Source organism: Faecalibacterium sp. AF10-46 (assembly GCF_003604105.1).
Classification (GTDB): domain Bacteria; phylum Bacillota; class Clostridia; order Oscillospirales; family Ruminococcaceae; genus Faecalibacterium; species Faecalibacterium taiwanense.
On the sequence record NZ_QVGY01000013.1, the window covers coordinates 1 to 17,573 of the forward strand.

General features: G+C 58.6%; 16 protein-coding genes. 14 read left to right on the forward strand and 2 right to left on the reverse strand.

Annotated features, from left to right (window positions below; translation table 11 throughout):
* A partial coding sequence (locus tag DWV57_RS12475) for a DUF1287 domain-containing protein (protein ID WP_347562397.1) occupies positions 1–834 on the forward strand: 834 nt, incomplete at its 5' end.
* A 93-nt stretch (positions 835–927) separates the two neighbouring features.
* On the opposite strand, the gene fba is transcribed toward DWV57_RS12475, so the two are convergent.
* Positions 928–1,791: a class II fructose-1,6-bisphosphate aldolase gene (gene fba, locus DWV57_RS12480; protein WP_005941384.1), complete on the reverse strand. Its 864-nt coding sequence runs from the start codon at positions 1,789–1,791 to the stop codon at positions 928–930.
* A gap of 723 nt (positions 1,792–2,514) precedes the next feature.
* On the opposite strand from fba, the gene rlmB reads away from it, so the two are divergent.
* The 4 genes from rlmB (at position 2,515) to DWV57_RS12500 (ending at position 8,084) form a co-directional block, all read left to right on the forward strand.
* Positions 2,515–3,447 carry a 23S rRNA (guanosine(2251)-2'-O)-methyltransferase RlmB gene (gene rlmB / locus DWV57_RS12485; protein ID WP_118529082.1) on the forward strand — a complete coding sequence of 311 codons (933 nt, stop codon included), beginning with the start codon at positions 2,515–2,517 and terminating at the stop codon, positions 3,445–3,447.
* A 48-nt stretch (positions 3,448–3,495) separates the two neighbouring features.
* On the forward strand, positions 3,496–6,210 hold the full coding sequence (locus tag DWV57_RS12490; protein WP_120020954.1) for a cell envelope biogenesis protein OmpA: 2,715 nt from the start codon (positions 3,496–3,498) through the stop codon (positions 6,208–6,210).
* A 165-nt stretch (positions 6,211–6,375) separates the two neighbouring features.
* Positions 6,376–6,915, forward strand: a complete 540-nt coding sequence (gene rbr / locus DWV57_RS12495; RefSeq protein ID WP_005941401.1) for a rubrerythrin — start codon at positions 6,376–6,378, stop codon at positions 6,913–6,915.
* A 227-nt stretch (positions 6,916–7,142) separates the two neighbouring features.
* A complete protein-coding gene (locus DWV57_RS12500; protein ID WP_118529086.1) occupies positions 7,143–8,084 on the forward strand; it encodes an Ig-like domain-containing protein in 942 nt (313 codons plus the stop codon).
* 45 nt (positions 8,085–8,129) lie between these two features.
* On the opposite strand, the gene DWV57_RS12505 is transcribed toward DWV57_RS12500, so the two are convergent.
* Complete coding sequence (locus DWV57_RS12505) at positions 8,130–8,309, reverse strand: hypothetical protein (RefSeq protein WP_097776726.1); 180 nt, start codon at positions 8,307–8,309, stop codon at positions 8,130–8,132.
* A gap of 122 nt (positions 8,310–8,431) precedes the next feature.
* On the opposite strand from DWV57_RS12505, the gene DWV57_RS12510 reads away from it, so the two are divergent.
* From DWV57_RS12510 to DWV57_RS12550, 9 genes are all read left to right on the forward strand, one after another.
* The gene (locus DWV57_RS12510; RefSeq protein WP_118529088.1) at positions 8,432–9,370 is read left to right on the forward strand and encodes a ribonuclease Z; all 939 of its coding nucleotides are present in this window, start codon (positions 8,432–8,434) and stop codon (positions 9,368–9,370) included.
* Positions 9,367–10,686 (forward strand): tRNA nucleotidyltransferase, encoded by a 1,320-nt coding sequence (locus DWV57_RS12515; protein ID WP_120020955.1) that lies wholly within the window; start codon positions 9,367–9,369, stop codon positions 10,684–10,686. Before DWV57_RS12510 ends, DWV57_RS12515 begins: the two co-directional genes overlap by 4 nt.
* Before the next feature lie 68 nt (positions 10,687–10,754).
* Entirely contained in the window at positions 10,755–11,858 is a 1,104-nt protein-coding gene (gene mnmA, locus DWV57_RS12520) for a tRNA 2-thiouridine(34) synthase MnmA (protein WP_097774043.1), read from the forward strand.
* A 13-nt stretch (positions 11,859–11,871) separates the two neighbouring features.
* Positions 11,872–12,642, forward strand: coding sequence for a tRNA threonylcarbamoyladenosine dehydratase (locus tag DWV57_RS12525; RefSeq protein WP_120020956.1), 771 nt, complete (start codon positions 11,872–11,874; stop codon positions 12,640–12,642).
* A 585-nt stretch (positions 12,643–13,227) separates the two neighbouring features.
* Positions 13,228–14,115, forward strand: coding sequence for a putative manganese transporter (locus tag DWV57_RS12530; protein ID WP_120020957.1), 888 nt, complete (start codon positions 13,228–13,230; stop codon positions 14,113–14,115).
* A gap of 158 nt (positions 14,116–14,273) precedes the next feature.
* On the forward strand, positions 14,274–15,164 hold the full coding sequence (locus DWV57_RS12535; RefSeq protein WP_165853705.1) for an HAD family hydrolase: 891 nt from the start codon (positions 14,274–14,276) through the stop codon (positions 15,162–15,164).
* Positions 15,161–15,649, forward strand: a complete 489-nt coding sequence (locus tag DWV57_RS12540) for a DNA-deoxyinosine glycosylase (RefSeq protein WP_120020958.1) — start codon at positions 15,161–15,163, stop codon at positions 15,647–15,649. Before DWV57_RS12535 ends, DWV57_RS12540 begins: the two co-directional genes overlap by 4 nt.
* A gap of 99 nt (positions 15,650–15,748) precedes the next feature.
* On the forward strand, positions 15,749–16,375 hold the full coding sequence (locus DWV57_RS12545) for a 5-bromo-4-chloroindolyl phosphate hydrolysis family protein (protein WP_005941432.1): 627 nt from the start codon (positions 15,749–15,751) through the stop codon (positions 16,373–16,375).
* Between the two features lie 40 nt (positions 16,376–16,415).
* Positions 16,416–17,573 carry a toxic anion resistance protein gene (locus tag DWV57_RS12550; protein ID WP_120020959.1) on the forward strand — a complete coding sequence of 386 codons (1,158 nt, stop codon included), beginning with the start codon at positions 16,416–16,418 and terminating at the stop codon, positions 17,571–17,573.

A 17,573-nucleotide genomic window follows, 5' to 3' on the forward strand; every position in this document is an offset into this window, starting at 1 on the left:
GTTCGCTGGAAACGGCGCGTGAAAATAGGTAGTCGCCGACTTGAACAGAAAGCTCTGAGAGAAATCTCGGGGCTTTTTTGTTGCGCTATATATGTCAAAGGGTTGCAGAATGGGGAAAAAGTTGGTATTCTCAGAACAGAAAGGGGTGAGAATATGCGTTCGGACGGAACTCGCAAAGATTCAGCAAGGCCTTATGCAATAATAATAGCACTTTTGATATTTTGCAGAATCGTATTTTATGTGCAGACACATTACCAGCACACCTCGGCAATCAGGCCGGAGGATGATTATAAGGGCAGGATACCGCAGTTTCATAGCTGCGTGGATCGGGATGATGACGGGGTAGATGACCAGTCGGATATTCTGAATGGTGCACTGGCCTATGTGAGTACACATCCAAAATATAAAAGCCGCTATTATAAGGCCGGTTATCCTGACGATGGTTATGGCGTTTGCACCGATGTAGTTGCTTACGCGTTGAAAAATGCCGGATATGATCTGCAGGTGCTTGTGAACGCAGATATCCGGGAGCAGCCACAGGATTATATGGTAGCAGAATCGGATGCAAACATTGATTTCCGACGGGTACGAAACCTGAAGGTGTTTTTTTCACACACGGCAGCTGCCCTGACAACAGATGTCTCGGAAATTGAAGAATGGCAGGGCGGCGATATTGTGATCTTTGAAAGACATATCGGCATCGTGTCCGACCGGCGAAATAAAAACGGAGTGCCCTATATCATTCACCACAATGACCCATGGCAGACTGCCTACGAGCAGGACATTCTGGAAAAACGAACAGACATCGTCGGACATTACCGCATATCTGAATAAAAGTAGAAAAAGCGGCCCCGCCGCGTTGAGCATTCAACGTGACGGGGCCGCATATTTATTGGGTGGAGTTCCCCTTACGATACGAGCTTCCGCTTAGCCCTTGCCTGCGCAGCCGAACAGCTCGATCTTCTCCTTGCACTTGGCCTCGATGGCCTTTGCGCCGGGAGCCAGCAGCTTGCGGGGGTCGAAGCCCTTGCCCTGCTGATCCTTGCCCTCTTCGATGTACTTGCGGGTGGCCTCAGCAAACACCAGCTGGCACTCGGTGTTGATGTTGATCTTGGAAACGCCCAGGCTGATTGCCTTTGCAATCATCTCGTCGGGGATGCCGGTGCCGCCGTGCAGAACCAGAGGAATGTTATTGGTGGCCTTGTGGATGCGATCCAGAGCCTCGAAGTCCAGACCCTTCCAGTTTGCCGGGTAGACACCATGGATGTTGCCGATGCCGGCAGCCAGGAAGTCAATGCCCAGAGCGGTGATCTTTGCGCACTCCTCGGGGTCTGCGATCTCGCCGGCACCCACAACGCCGTCCTCGACGCCGCCGATGGAACCGACCTCGGCCTCAATGCTCAGGCCCTTAGCGTGTGCCAGAGCCACCAGCTCCTTGGTCTTTTCCACATTCTCCTCGATGGAGTAGTGGCTGCCATCGAACATGATGGAAGAGAAGCCGGCTTCGATGCAGGCCTTGCAGCCCTCATAGGTGCCGTGATCCAGATGCAGGGCAACGGGAACGGTGATGCCCATGGAATCGACCATTGCGCTGACCATGGCAGCGACGGTCTTGAAACCGGTCATGTACTTGCCGGCACCCTCGGAAACACCCAGAATCACAGGGCTCTTCATTTCCTCGCAGGCGGTCAGAACGGACTTGGTCCACTCCAGATTGTTGATGTTGAACTGAGGCACACCGTAGTGGCCATCACGTGCTTTGATCAGCATTTCGGTTGCATTTACCAACATTATTCATTACCTCCACAAAATCATTGGGGTCTTGCTCGTTTCATATCCGCTTTGTGCACGGTTTAACGAACCTACAGAATTAGTATACCCCAAACAGCGGCCAAAATCAATCCAAACCGGTGTTTTTCCTGTAACAATGCGGGGATTCTGTTTCTGGCAGGGTGCAGGGGGTTACTGCCAGAAGCGCGTATATTCGATAGAATACAACAAATTTCCATATAATGTGCAACAAGCGGCCGAAAGACAGAAAGCTTGATGAAGGACGGATTTTCAACACAGATCCACATTCGTCAAAATGATATTGGGCAATTTGGCAAAAGCGGACAGGATGCAGTTCAAAAAATTGTCATATTTCCGACTTGTATTCTACAAATTGTACGCAGGAAATCAAAAAAGGTCGAACCAAAAAGTGGAAAACCTTGTGGAAAGTGTGGAATTCCACAGGCAAAACAGGCTTTAAAGCTGGACTTTTGAACTTTCTCCACAGGGTTTTCAACATGTGGAAAAATAATCGCTCTTCTACGGATTGTATACCGCGTTTTTGTGGAAAACTTTTTTCTCCGGCAAAACAGAGGGATATCTACTTAGCAGCCGGGTAAAGCTGATGCAGGGCGGCAGAACATTTCTGCAAAAAAGCGGAAACGGTCTCCGGCACCACGAACAGAAAAACTTTTGCAGGACGCGGATAAAAAACGGTAATTTGCTGGCAAACAAGGTCGGCTTATGCTATACTTCAAGATGAGTTATCATCTTCAGACCATACCGGTGCGCGGCCCAGAGTGCGGCGCGCCTTTTGGAGGGTGTGCACAGCACCTTCCGGTGATACAACGGAAGGAGAAAATCATCATGGAAGAAAAGAACCAGCCGCGCCGTCCGCGCCGCAGCCCGGAAGAGCCGCAGCAGAAGAACGAGAGCCTTGTTTACGGCAAAAATCCGGTGACCGAACTGCTGAAAAGCGGTTCCGGAGTGGACACCGTGCTCATTGCCGAGGGCATGGCTCCGGCCGTGGCGGCTTACTATACCGCATTGGCAAAGGAAGCGGGTGCCACGGTGAAGCGGGTGCACCCAAACAAGCTGCGCCTGATGACCGGCACCGAGAGCCATCAGGGCGTGGCGGCATTTGCCAGCGAGATCGAATACGTGACGGTAGACGACCTGATGGCAGCAGCCAAGGCCAAGGGCGAAGCACCTTTTCTGGTGCTGAGCGATGGCATTGAAGACCCGCACAATTTGGGTGCCGTGATGCGCAGTGCTCTGCTGTGCGGTGCGCATGGCATCGTGATCCCCAAGCGCGGCGGCGCATCAGTCACTCCTACCGTCATCAAGTCCAGCGCAGGTGCCGCAGAACGCCTGCCGGTGGCTCGTGTGGCCAATATCGGCGAGACCATCCGCCGCCTGAAGGAGCAGGGCGTGTTTGTCTACTGCGCCGATATGGACGGCGTGTCCCTGCGCAGGAACAACCTGACCGGCCCCATTGCACTGGTGCTGGGCAGCGAGGGCAGCGGTGTTTCCCAGCTGGTGAAAAAGCTGTGCGACGGCGTGGTGCGGCTGGATATGGCAGCACCGGGCACCGGTGTGGACAGCTACAACGTGTCGGTGGCTGCGGGCATTATTCTGTACGAGATCCAGTCCCAACGCGCAGCACAGCAGGCATGATCCGGCATTCGGGCCGGAACCTCAATTTGAATTACAGGAGGGACAAGAATGCCGAAAGATAAAAATAATGGCCGGGAAATGACCCCGGATGAAAAGTTCCGCTCCTTTTTCAGCACCACGGCGGTGGATATCCCGGAGGAGATGACCCGGAGGGACGAAGACCAGCCGGAGGAAAAGCCGGAGAAACGGTTTGGCCTGTTTGGCCGTGGTAAGGCAAAGCAGGAGGCAGACGAAGCTGCAGAAGAGCAGCTGCAGGAAATGCCCACCGGTGAGGTGCGGCTGGGTGAGGATGCGCAGCCGGAACCGGAAGCGGATCTGGAACTGATGCTGAAGCCGGAGGCAGACCCGGAACAGGAACTGGCCCCGTGGCCTTTTCTGGAGAAGGAAGCAGAGGATGCACAGCCGGAAGCACCCGCCAAAAAGCCGGAGAAAAAATCTGCACCGCAAACGGCGGAACCCCCGGCGGCAGTGAAGCCGGAAACACCCCGGCAGAGCGCTGTCCCGGCGGCAAGACCCGCAGAGCAGCACAGCACGGCAAAGCCTCCCCGGCACCCCAAGAATGCGCCGGAGGTGCTGCTGCCGCAGGAAGAGCAGGAGCAGCAGGAGATGGCACAGCTCAAGGCGATGATCAACGGCCTGAGCGACCAGAAGCCGGAAAAGCCTGCACCGAGAGCCGAAGCAGCCCCGGCAGCAGAAACTGAACCGGCTGAGAGCAAAAAGAAACCGTCCGGTGCACCGCTGCCCGCGGCTGTGTTTGCAGCGGTAAAGGAGACGGCACCGGAGCTGCAGCCGGAACCTGTGCCGCAGCCGGAAAAGCAGCCGGTGGTCGATTTCTTTGGCAAGGCGCAGAGCGAGGACGCACCGCAGGCACCTTTGGCCCCGGCAGAGGAGCCTGCCGCAAAAGAGGACACCATGAGCCTGCCGCTGCTGCTGCTGGACGGTGAAGGGCCGCAGCAGGCACCGGAGAAGGCACCCGCTGAGCCACAGCCGGAACTGAAAGCTGAGGCGGAGGACGCGGTGTCTCCGGAGGAACATGCCGAAACGGAGCTGACCGAGCCGGAGGCTACGGCGGATAAGCTGCACCGCATGAGTGCAGAGCTGACGCTGCGCTGCGTGCTGGGTGGCATTCTGGCTGTGGTGCTGCTGCATTTTTGTTTGGTGTCGGATGGGCTGCTGCCCGCCATGGCGGCGCTGGACCCGGATGCTGCCCCGGCGGCATTCTATGGTGCAAACCTGCTGTTGCTGGCAGCAAGCCTGTGCGTTGGCTTCCCGGTGCTGCGCGACGGCCTAAACGGCCTGCGCGGACGGCCTTCTTCCGAGACGATGCCGGCGCTGGCCGCAGTGGCAGCGCTGGTGCAGGCGGTCACAGCCATGCTGAACGCAAATGTTTACCGCGGCACCACCGGCATCTCGCTGCTCAGCGGCATGGCCGCGCTGGGGCTGTTCCTTGCGCTGCTGGGCAGCCGGGTGATGCTGGCTGCTGTCAAGGGCGGCTATGAGCTGGTGACCAATGGTGTGGAGTTCGAGGGCGCCTACCGCGCCAAGGATAAAGACCTGCTGCGCGCCCTTGCACGGGATCTGGAACAGAAGGACCCCTGGGTGCTGCTGAGCCGCCCGATGAAGGAAGCTGACGGCTTTGTGGAGCAGAGCTTGAGCGAGCGCGCAAGCGAGCGCCGTGCACGCAAAGTTTCGTACATCCTGCTGGGCGTTGCCCTGCTCAGCGGTGTGCTGTTCCTGCTGGCAGGTGCCGGCTGGAACAAAGCTGCGGCTGCCATGGCCGCTGTGCTGTGCATGGGCGCACCGCTTTCTTCTACCCTGATCGCGGGCGTTGCCTCGCTACGGCTGCAGCGTGCGGCTGCGGCTGTGGGCGCAGTCGTGCCCGGTTGGCAGGCCATTGAGCAGCTGGGCGGCATTGATACGCTGCAGATCGATGCAGACGACCTGTTCACCGCCGACAGCGCACAGCTGGAGGATATCCGCATCTTCAAGGGCGGCCGCATTGACCGCGCCATCCTGTACGCGGCCAGCGTGTTGAACGAGAGCCACGGCACCCTGAAGGGGCTGTTCCGCCAGATCGTTGAGGAACGCACAGACATCCTGTTCCCGGTCAAGGATCTGGAGCAGCACCATGGGCTGGGCTTTTCCGCCTGGTGCGATAACAACCGCATCCTCATGGGTACCCGCCGCTATCTGGAGCAGGAGGGCGTGCCGCTGCCGGACGAGGAATACGAGATGCAGCACTCGAAGAACGGCGAGCTGCAAATTTTGTATCTGGCTGTGTCCGGCAATCTGCACGCTATGTTCGTGCTGAAATATGTGGGCGGGCGCAATGTGGCCCGCAGCCTTGCCGTGCTGCAAAAGGAGAACATCCGCCTGCTGGTCACATGCCAGGACCCCAGTCTGACGGCACACCACATTACCGAAGCATACCGCCTGCCGGAAGGCATGATCACCGTGCTGGATCAGGAGCAGTGCAACGCCATCAAGGCTGCACCGGCAGACCCGGAGGACACCTGCTGCATGATCCATCTCAAGGCGTTTGCCAGCCTGACCGGCGGTCTGCAGGCTGCGGATCAGGCCCAGAACGCCGAGAGCAGTGCCACCACGGTACAGATGGTCTCGGTGCTGTTCTCCATTATCATTGCAGCGCTGCTCACCAGTGCAGGCAGCATCTGGGAGCTTTCGGTGGCAACGGTGCTGATGTATCAGGCAGCGTGGAGCGCCCTGAGCATTGCTGTGTGTGCACTGAAGCAGCATAACTGAGAAATATTCTCAGAATAAATAGGAATTATTCTTGATTTCCGTCAAAAAATATGGTATACTCTGTTCAGAACCTGAGCCGCAGGCGAAAAAATTACCGCCGGGCTGAATGATAGAGCCGGGATCGGTCGATCCTGACAGAAGATCCGTTTTTGAAAGGAGAGCATCATGGAACTGAAGGGTACCAAAACCGAGAAAAATCTGATGGAAGCGTTTGCAGGCGAGAGCCAGGCACGCAACAAGTACACCTTCTTTGCCAGCATGGCAAAAAAAGAAGGCTACGAGCAGCTGGCCGCGATCTTTGAGGAGACCGCCGGCAATGAGAAGGAGCACGCAAAGATCTGGTTCAAGCTGCTGTGCGGCGGCGCGATCCCCGATACCCTGACTTGTCTGGACATGGCAGCAGGCGGTGAGCACGACGAGTGGACCGAGATGTACCCCCGCATGGCCAAGGAGGCCAAAGAAGAGGGCTTCCCTCAGATCGCAGCACTGTTCACCATGGTGGCACAGATCGAGAAGGAGCACGAGGAGCGCTACCGTGCGCTGGCCGAAAACCTGAAAAACAACAAGGTCTTTGCCCGCGAGGAGCAGCAGGTATGGCAGTGCCGGAACTGCGGCTACACCTATATCGGCAAGTCCGCACCGCTCAAGTGCCCGGTGTGCGCACATCCGCAGAGCTACTTTGAGCTGAAAAAGATTAACTACTAAGCTGAAAATTCAAAAGCAGAACAGCGCCGCCGCATCCGGTTTGCCGGGTGCGGCGGCGTTTTGTACAAAATTGAAAAGCGGATTTTATTATTCTCCACAAAATAAGGCTCAGCTGCCCGGCAGAATGGGCAAAAAACTTGACCCGGTTTTGCACTGCGTGTAAAATAATACGGAGACAGGAATATTTAAAGGATCTTGCAGCAAAGCAGGCGGGGAGGGCAAAGCCCATGAAGCAGGGGTTCAAAGCGTGTGTTTGTGCAGTGGTGCTGTGCGCAGAACTGTTTGCAGCCGGGGCATTGTCGGCCTATGCTGCGCAGGAGCAGCCGCTGCCGGACAGCGGCATGACATTGGACACTGCCGAACTGACGCTGGATATCACCGAAGGAGACCCGGCCCCGGTGGCCTACCTGAATGTGCAGGCACCCAACGACTACTTCTTTCTGATCTGGACTTCCAGTGATCCGGCAGTGGCATCGGTGGACGGCACCGGCAAGGTGACCGGCCATGCCGAGGGCACTGCGGCCGTCACGGCTCGCAATGAGCGCGGAGAAAAGACCACCTGTACCATCACGGTGCGCAAAAGCACAGCCAGCCGCCTGCTGCTGAACACCAGCGAGCTGGCGCTTACCATTACAGAGCAGGAGCCTGCCCCGACGAAGCAGCTGAAGCTGGAACAGAACAAAGGCGGGTTCACCTATGTGCGGCAGTGGGTCAGCAGCAACCCGGCGGTGGCATCGGTAAGCACAAACGGCACCGTAAAGGCGCAGGGGTCCGGCAAGGCCGTCATCAGCGCACTGACCACAGCCGGGCAGGTGCTGCGCTGCACGGTAACGGTCACATCGGAGATCGGACGGGTGCAGATGAGCAAAAACGCCATGCTGCTGCAGGCAGTGGGAGCCAGTCAGAAGCTGACCGCGCAGGCTGCAGGCGCCAAAAACGGAACGATGACATGGCTCAGCAGCAATCCGGACGTGGCAACTGTGAGTGCGGATGGCATGGTAACGGCGGTGGGCGACGGTGAAACGATGATCCTTGCCGTTACACCGGAGGGTCGTGCCGATGCCTGCTATGTGGCCGTGGGAGCGGCGGCGTGGCGGTTCCGCTCGGAGGACGAACTTGCCGAAACGCTGACCCTGACCGGTCAGCTGCCCTATTCGGATGGAAAATAAAAAGAAAAATGGGAGCGTTCTGTGCAGCAGGATGCTCCCATTTTTTCAAAACCCGCTGGGCAGAAAGATCATGGTCCCGCGGGAAGAATACACCAGCTTCTGCACCGCACACCCGTAGCAGCACGCCAGCACAAGCAGGATCAACGCGGCAAGCACAAGCCAGCGCAAAAACCGACCGCTGCGGCGGTATCTGCCGGAAAACGAACTGCCCTTTTTGTGCCGCATCCTGCCACGCCCTCCTTTTTGCTGTGCTGGCCCATGCTATGCGCGGCCAGCAGTGATTGTGCAACGTGCTGGGCTGTGGTACAATAAAATATCGAAATCTACTGTGCAGGGAGAACGATTTTATGCTGACCATTACACTGCTGGGCACTGCGGCTACCATGCCGCTGCCGGATCGGGCACTCTCGGCGGCGTTTGCTGCCTGCGGTGGCCACGGCCTGCTATGGGACTGCGGCGAGGGCACGCAGGCAGCGGCACACCGGGCAGGCGTGAACCTGATGCGGGCAGATGCCATCTGCCTGACCCACTACCATGGCGACCACATCTTTGGTCTGCCGGGCCTTTTGCAGACTCTGGGGGCGCAGGGCCGCATAAGGCCGCTTGTGCTGCTGGGTCCGGAGGGCCTGCCGGATATCTGGGCGGCTGTGCGGGCACTGACCGGCCCGCTGCCCTATCCGGTGAAGCCGCAGGTGCTTATGCCGGGCCAGCCGCTGGCGCTGGATGCGCTGAGCGAGGGCTGGCCTGCCGGTGCGCGGCTGGTGCCGTTTGCCACAAAGCACCGGGTAAAAAGCCTTGGCTACCGGCTGGAGCTGCCCCGTGCAGGCAAATTTTCGCCGGAGCAGGCCCGGGCGCTGGGGGTGCCGGTGCAGCAATGGAAGCTGCTGCAGAAAGGGCAGAGCGTTGCCGTGGAGGGCAGAACGGTGCAGCCTGCGCAGGTGCTGGGCGCACCGCGCAAGGGGTTGAGCGTGGTATTTTCCGGCGATACGGCCTCCTGCCCGTATTATTTGCAGGCGGCGCATGACGCAGACCTGCTGATATGCGATGCCACCTATGCCCTTCCGGAGCAGGAAGACCAGGCCCGTCAGTGGGGGCACAGCACCTTTGGGCAGAGCGCGGCCCTTGCTGCGCAGGCGAGAGCAAAGCGGCTTTGGCTGACCCATTATTCCCCCATGATCACCGACCCGGAGGAATATGCCGCGCAGGCACAGAGCATCTTCCCGGCGGCGGAGTGCGGCTTTGACGGCAAAAGCATCACCCTGCAGTACGAGGAGGCACAGCCATGACCATCCGGATGGACGAGGGTGCGGCAGAGCTGCTGGACACCCTGCACAGGGCGGGCTATGCGGCCTACGTGGTGGGCGGCTGCGTGCGGGACAGTCTGCTGGGCCTTACACCGCACGACTGGGACCTGTGCACCAGTGCTCTGCCGCAGCAGGTGATGGAGCTGTTCGGCGCGCAGCGGTGCATCCCCACCGGCCTGCAGCACGGCACGGTAACGGTGAAGCAGAGCGGTGCCCTTTACGAGATCACCACCTTCCGTACAGAAGGCACCTACACGGATGGCCGCCACCCGGACGAGGTGCACTTTGTGCCGGATGTGCGGGAGGATCTGGCCCGGCGGGATCTTACCATCAACGCCATGGCCTACAATGAAAAGGAAGGCCTTGTGGACCCCTTTGGCGGGCAGGCCGACCTGCAAAGCGGCATCGTACGGGCGGTGGGTGTGCCCCGCCAGCGGTTCACCGAGGACGCGCTGCGCATCCTGCGGCTGTACCGGTTCGCAGCCCGGTTCGGCTTTGCCATCGACCCGCCCACGGCGCAGGCAGCACAGGAGCTGTGCGCCCATCTGGACTGTGTATCGGTGGAGCGTATCGAGGAAGAGCTTGCAAAACTGCTGAGCGCACCCGCCCCTGCGGCATATCTTAACGAAAAAATACTCAGTGTTGTTTTACCCGAGCTTTCACCGGAGGCACTGGCGGCGGCAAAGCCGGTGGTGGATGCCTGCCCGGCGGGTGCAGAAAACCTGCCCGTCCGTCTGGCGGCGCTGCTGCTGAGCCTTGGCGAGGACGGCATCCGCCGCACCCTCAAGCGCCTGCGCTGCTCCAACGCCTTGATGGAAGAGGCGGCGGTGCTGGTGCGGGAAGCCAGAGGGTGTGACGGTAGCTTTCTCTTCGGACACGATTCGGGCCATTCCATCGCCCGCCCTATTGCCTTCGGCAACAGGGTCCCACCCCAGCGGACGGTCCTCAGAGAAACTACCGTCACACCCGGCTTTACCATCTACGCCCGCCGACTACTGGGCAGATATAACTTGTGTACCGTGCAGCGCATTGCTGCACTGGGCACAGCCCTGCAGCCGGAACATGCGGCTGATTTTGCTGCACTTTCCGAATTGGCCGAACAATTGGACGCGGACGGCGTATGCTGCCGCGTCAGCCAGCTGGCTGTGAATGGCCGCGACCTGATGGCGGCAGGCGTTCCGGCGGGGCCGGGCATCCGCAAAGTGCTGGAAGCGCTGCTGGACGGTGTGATCCGGGAAGAATATCCCAACGAGCGGCAAGCCCTGCTGGCCGCAGTGCAGCAGCTCGCTGCGTCTTGACAAGCTCTTTTTTCAGAGTTACTATTATACTACTGTTTTAGTGTGTTGAATGCACCGAAGGAGAACTTATGACCACACAGACCCCTGATTCAAAGCCGCGTGCCCTCATTGCCATGAGCGGCGGCGTGGACAGCTCGGTGGCGGCATGGCTCATGCAGCAGGCAGGCTATGACTGCACCGGCATCACCATGCGGCTCACCCGCAACGAAACGCTGGGACAGTCCGGCTTTCACACCTGCTGCTCGGAAAAGGACATCGAGGACGCGGCAGAGGTGGCGTATGCCATGGATATCCCGTACGAGGTGCTGGATTTCACGGCCGACTTCCGGGAACAGATCATTGAAAAATTCGTCCGCGTGTATGAGGCGGGCGGCACGCCGAACCCCTGCATCGACTGCAATAAATATATGAAGTTCCGCCATCTGCTGGACTGGGCCCGGGCACACGGCATGGAGTATGTGGTCACGGGCCACTATGCCCGGGTGGAGCAGGACGAGGCCACCGGCCGTTTCCTGCTCAAAAAGGGGCTGGACGAGGGCAAAGACCAGAGCTACGTGCTCTACAACCTCACTCAGGAGCAGCTGGCGCATATCCGTCTGCCGCTGGGCGGCCTGCACAAGACTGAGGTGCGCGAGATCGCGGAGCAGCACAAATTTGTCAATGCCCGCAAGCACGACAGTCAGGACATCTGCTTCGTGCCGGATGGCGACTATGCCCGCTTTATGGAGGACTTCACCGGCAAACACTACCCGGCAGGTGATTTTCTGGATGAGAGCGGCAGGGTGGTGGGCACCCACAACGGCGCGGTGCGGTACACCATCGGCCAGCGCAAGGGGCTGGGCCTTGCCATGGGGGCACCTGTGTACGTCTGCGGCAAGGACATGCAGGCAAACACCGTCACGGTAGGGCCGGAGGAGATGCTGTTCGACCGCATCGTGTATGCGGACGAGGTGAACTGGATCGCCATTCCGGAGCTGACCGGGCCGCTGCGGGTCACAGCCCGCACCCGGTACCATCAGGTGGAGCAGGCCGCCACCGTCTACCCGGCGGAGTGCGGCTTCCGGCTGGAATTTGACCAGCCCCAGCGCGCCCCTACGCCCGGTCAGGCCGTGGTGCTGTATCAGGGCGACACCGTGCTGGGCGGCGGCACCATTACGAGAGTGGAAAAGTAACAAGGAGAACAAAATGCAAAATCAGTATTCCCGCACGCAGTTGCTGCTGGGCGCGGAAGCTATGGAAAAACTGCACAATTCCCGCGTGGCGGTGTTCGGCATCGGCGGCGTGGGCGGCTACACGGTGGAAGCGCTGGCGCGCAGCGGCGTGGGGGCACTGGATCTGATCGATGATGATAAGGTCTGCCTGACCAACCTCAACCGCCAGATCATCGCCACCCGCAGTACGGTAGGGCAATATAAAGTAGATGTGGCTGCACAGCGCATCCACGACATTGACCCGGACATCAGGGTGACCACCCACCGGTGCTTCTTTGGCCCGGAAACACAGGACCAGTTCGACTTTACCCAGTACGACTATGTGGTGGATGCCATTGACACCGTTACCGGCAAGCTGGCGCTGGTGATGAAGTGCAAGGAGGCAGGCACTCCCATTATCTGCTCCATGGGCGCAGGCAACAAGATGGACCCGACCCGCTTTGAAGTGACCGATATCTACAAGACCTCGGTCTGCCCGCTGGCCAAGGTGATGCGTACCGAGTGCCGCAAGCGCAGGATCAAGCACCTGAAGGTGGTCTACTCCAAGGAGCCTGCCATGACCCCCATCGAGGATGACGCCATCAGCTGCAAGTATCACTGCATCTGCCCTCCGGGCACCCAGCGCAAGTGCACCCAGCGCCGTTCGGTGCCGGGTTCCAATGCCTTTGTACCCTCGGTGGCTGGCCTGATCATCGGCGGCGAGGTGGTAAAAGACCTTGTGGGCTTTGTACCAATGAAGGGGTAAAACAAAAGGCAGACTCCTGCTGTGTGGGACGATTTTGAATGCGCTCCGCGTTGCTTTGCGCATAAGCTAAGGAAATTATATTTTTGATTTTGGGGTCCAGAAACGCCTGCGGGTGTTTCTGGACCCCATTTTCATGGGCGGGGGTCGTGGAGGAAAGGCTTGTGCTTGCGGGCAGAACCCTCTCGGTCACGCCTGCGGCGTGCCAGCTCCTGAGAGGGTTCAGCCCGCTGAAAACAAGCAGAACGTTAACTCCGCCGCGCGAATGTTTCCACAGGAAACCAGCGCGGCAGCTTCCGCTTTCGGTTATGACTCCTCCCGTGAAAAGGCAATTCTGGAAAATCCGCAGATTTTCCAGAATTGCGAAATAAAATAATAATTCCGCTGAAAATGGTCAGAGCATCAGCGGAGACCATTTAAGATCGCGCTTTTTACGCGCTGCAGCGCTCTATAATATAAATTTGCAATCAATTTGCAATTTGGTATTGCAATTGGAGAGAATATCGTGTATAATCATCCCTGTTCAAAATGCAACCAATTTGCAATTTACTAAAATGAAGCGACGAACGGTCGTTTTTAGGAGTGTATATGGAACTGTTTCTGGATGTTCTGGGCGAATCTCTGGTGGATACCGCCAAGATGCTGCCCTTCCTGTTTCTGGCTTATCTTCTGATCGAGTATATCGAGACCCGCCACGGTGAGCGCATTGAAGCACTGCTGGCAGGCGGCGGGCGCTGGGGCGCGATTCCGGGCGCGGTGCTGGGCTGTGTGCCGCAGTGTGGCTTTTCGGCCATTGCGTCCAACTTCTACTCCTCCCGCGTCATCACGCTGGGCACCCTGATGGCCGTCTACCTTGCCACCAGCGACGAAGCCATCCCGCTGCTGGTATCCATGCCGGCCTACTGGGATAAGCTGGCTGTGCTCATGGTCATCAAGGTGGTATACGCCATTGTGGTGGGCTTTGTGCTGGATTTTGTGCTGCGCGGCGTGCTGCCCAAATCGCTGCGCGGCGGCTACACCGGCCATGCCGACGAGGTGGACTGTCACGAGGAGCACAACGACGAAGAGGGCAAGCCCGCCCCCATCTGGAAAGCGGCCCTGCGCCACACGCTGGAGATTTTTGTGTTCATTTTGGCGTTCAGTCTGGTGTTCGGCCTGATCGTGGAAGGCGTGGGCGAAGATGTGTTTGCAGACCTTCTGGGCAGCATGGGCTTCTTCCAGCCGGTAGTGGCTGCGCTGGTGGGCCTGATCCCCAACTGCGCCGCCAGCGTGCTGCTGACCCAGCTGTATGTGGAAGGTGCTCTGCGCTTTTCCAGTCTGGTAGCGGGCCTTTGCACCGGTGCAGGCGTGGGCCTTGCGGTGCTGTGGCGCACCAATCCTTCGTGGAAGCAGAACCTGTTCATCACCGGCCTGACATGGGGTGCAGGCGCATTCCTCGGCGTGGCAATGCAGGTGGTCGTGGCCGTGTTTGCGTGATCCCGAGAAGAAGCTGCAAAGAAAACGGCATCGTGAAACAAAATAAGGCTATTGCATGGAATTCTGTGCAGTAGCCTTATTTTTATGCCCAAATGCACCCCAATTTTAAAAAAGTATGGTATACTGGTACAAAACTCAGTTCCATAGGGGAGAATAGAATGCAATATAAGATTCTGGCAAGCGATTACGACAACACACTGGTGCCCTTTGGCGAGGGCAAGCCGCGTCAGAAGGTGGTAAAAGCCATCAAAAAGCTGCAGGCCGCAGGCGGCAGATTTGTGCTCAGCACCGGACGTGCGTATCCGTGCGTCAACCTCAAAGGCCAGCTGGGCGGCATCCGGTTCGATTATGCCATCACCTGCAACGGTGCCTGTGTGGTGGACCGCGAGGGCCGCATCGTGGCCGAGCACCCGCTCACCGCTGAGGAAATGTACGCACTGGTGGATTTCTGCGAGGATTATAACTATCCGCTGCAGTTCAATTTCAGGGATGCCTGCTACGCCTACTGCGAGTATGAATATCTGCACAGGGGCTATCAGCAGATGAACAGCATCGGGCTGGACTGTGTGGACGGCGAAGATCAGGACCGCCACCTGATCGACATGCCCCACGCCGCTTTTGCGGCAGTGCCGCCGGAGCACGTGGCAGATTTTGCGGCAAAGTACGGCCATCTGGGCCTGCACTGGATGCAGGTAGGCGCGCAGAATGCCGACGGCCTGTGCTACTACGACATCGTGCGCGGTGGAATGGACAAAGGCGTTGGCCTTGCCGACCTGTGCGAAAAGATGGGCCTGACACTGGCCGATGCCGTGGCGGCAGGCGATTCTGCCAACGATGTGGCCATGCTGAAGGCAGCGGGCCTTGGCTGCTGCATGGCAAACGGCACGCCGGACGCAAAGGCTGCCGCCGACCGCATCATTGGCGATGTGCGGGAGGACGGCCTTGCCGACCTGATCGATGAGCTGTGGTTCGACGGCCCCAGAGCAGAGCCGTCCGGCCGCGACCTTGGCTCGCCTTGGGATAAAATTGAAAGTGCAGGCGGACAATGAGCTTTGAACCGGTGTATAACGAACACAGCCGGGCGCTGATCCTTGGCACATGGCCCAGCCCCAAAAGCCGGGAGATGGCCTTTTACTACGGCCACCCGCAGAACCGCTTCTGGCCCGTGCTGGCCGCGCTGACCGGTGAGCCGGTGCCTGCCCGTGAGGACATTGAAGCCAAAAAGCAGATCATCCTGCGCCATGGGCTGGCCCTCTGGGACACGCTGGAACGCTGCACCATCACCGGCGCAGCGGATGCTTCCATCAAGGATGCAGTGCCGAATGATATTGCCGCTCTGCTGGCAAAGGCACCCATCGAAGCAGTATTCTGCAACGGAGCCACCGCATACCGGATCTATACAAAGTATCTGCAGCCGGTGTCCGGCATTGCAGCGGTAAAGCTGCCCAGCACCAGCCCGGCAAACGCTGCCTGCCGCCCGGAAAAGCTGCGCGAAATCTGGGGCGCGGCTCTCTTGCCGTGGATCAACAAATGATGGCCAGGTTGTAAATTATCCGTGAAAGCCTTGCGTTTTTCGCGGGGTGCGGTATTATGGATGACATAAGGGGCAATGCCCCGGACAAGGAGAAGAAACATGAGCAAAATCATCCGCACCAGAAAGCCCAGCGTTCTGCCATTTTATGCAATGGCACTGGTCTTTTTGGTATTGTGCGCGGTACTGCCGGTGTATAAGCTGTGGGCGCTGCTGGCGGCGCTGGGCGGTGCATTTGTGGCCTTTGGTGCGGCACAGAAGGTCTGCCCGCCCCGGGTGGTGGAGCACGAAGTGCCTTTCCACACCGGTGTGGAGGATGTGGACGCGATGCTGACCGACATTCAGCAGAAACTGGATACCCTGCACACCCTCAACGAGCAGCTGCCGGACCCGCAGCTCTCTGCCGCCATGACCCGCATGGAAAAGGCGGGCCGCTCCATTGTGGAAGCGGTGGAAGCAAACCCGGAAAAGGCAAAGCAGGTGCGCAGGTTCGCAAACTATTACCTGCCGGATGCGGTGAACGTTCTGCAGCAGTATGCAAAGCTGGCAAAGCAGGGCGTGCGCGGCGAGAATGCCGCAGCCATCCGTACCGAGGTGGAGCACAATGCTGCTTCCATTGCCACGGCGTTTGAAAACCAGCTGGATGCCCTGTACGCCGCCGAGAGCATGGACCTTTCTGCAGATATCACGGTGCTGCAGAACATGCTCAAAGGGCAGGGCCTGAGCTAAGAAAAAAGGTAAACGGTATTTGGAAAGGAAGGAATCTCTTATGGCTGATAATACATTCAACTTTGACCTCGATGCACCCGCAGTACCCACCCTGACGCTGGACCCCACCCCGGCAGAAGAGGAAAAGGCAGCACCCGCCCAGCAGGAAGCTGCCGCACCGGAGCAGCCGCAGGTGAACCTGACCCCGGAAGAACAGGCCATGGTGGATCAGTTTGCTGAAAAGATCGATATTACCAACAGCCAGCAGGTGCTGCAGTACGGCTCCGCCTGTCAGAAGAAGATCGGCGATTTCTCCGAGGCTGCGCTCTCCAAGGTGTCCACCAAGGATCTGGGCGAAGTGGGCGATATGATCACCAGCCTGATCGGTGAGCTGAAGAGCTTTGATGCCGGTGAGGAGGAGAAAAAGGGCATTCTGGGCTTCTTCAAGAAGAAGGGCGACCAGCTGGATGCCATGAAGATGAAGTACAACAAGGCCGAGACCAACGTGGAAAAGATCCAGTCCATGCTGGAGGGCCATCAGGTGCAGCTGCTCAAGGACATCGCCATGCTGGATAAGATGTATGATCTGAACATGGCCTACTTCAAGGAGCTGAGCATGTATATCCTGGCCGGCAAAAAGAAGCTGGCCGATGTGCGCGCAAACGAGCTGCAGCAGGCCATGGACAAGGCCAAGGCTTCCGGCCTGCCGGAGGATGCACAGGCGGCTCGTGATCTGGCCGACCAGTGCGAACGCTTTGAAAAGAAGCTCTATGATCTGGAGCTCACCCGCAACATCAGCCTGCAGATGGGCCCCCAGATCCGCCTTTTGCAGAACAACAACACCATGATGGCAGAAAAGATCCAGTCCACCATCGTCAACACCATCCCGCTGTGGAAGAACCAGATGGTGCTGGCATTGGGTCTGGCCCACAGCCAGCAGGCCATGCAGGCCGAGCGTGCCGTGACCGACATGACCAACGACCTGCTCAAGAAGAACGCCGAGGCCCTGAAGATGGGTACCATCGAGACCGCAAAGGAGTCTCAGCGCGGTGTGGTGGACATCGAGACCCTGCAGCAGACCAACAAGAGCCTGATCGAGACGCTGGACGAGCTGAACAAGATCCAGAGCGAGGGCCGCGCAAAGCGCGCTGCCGCCGAGCAGGAGCTGAACCGCATCGAGGACGAACTGAAAGCAAAAATGATGGAGATCCGGAGCTGA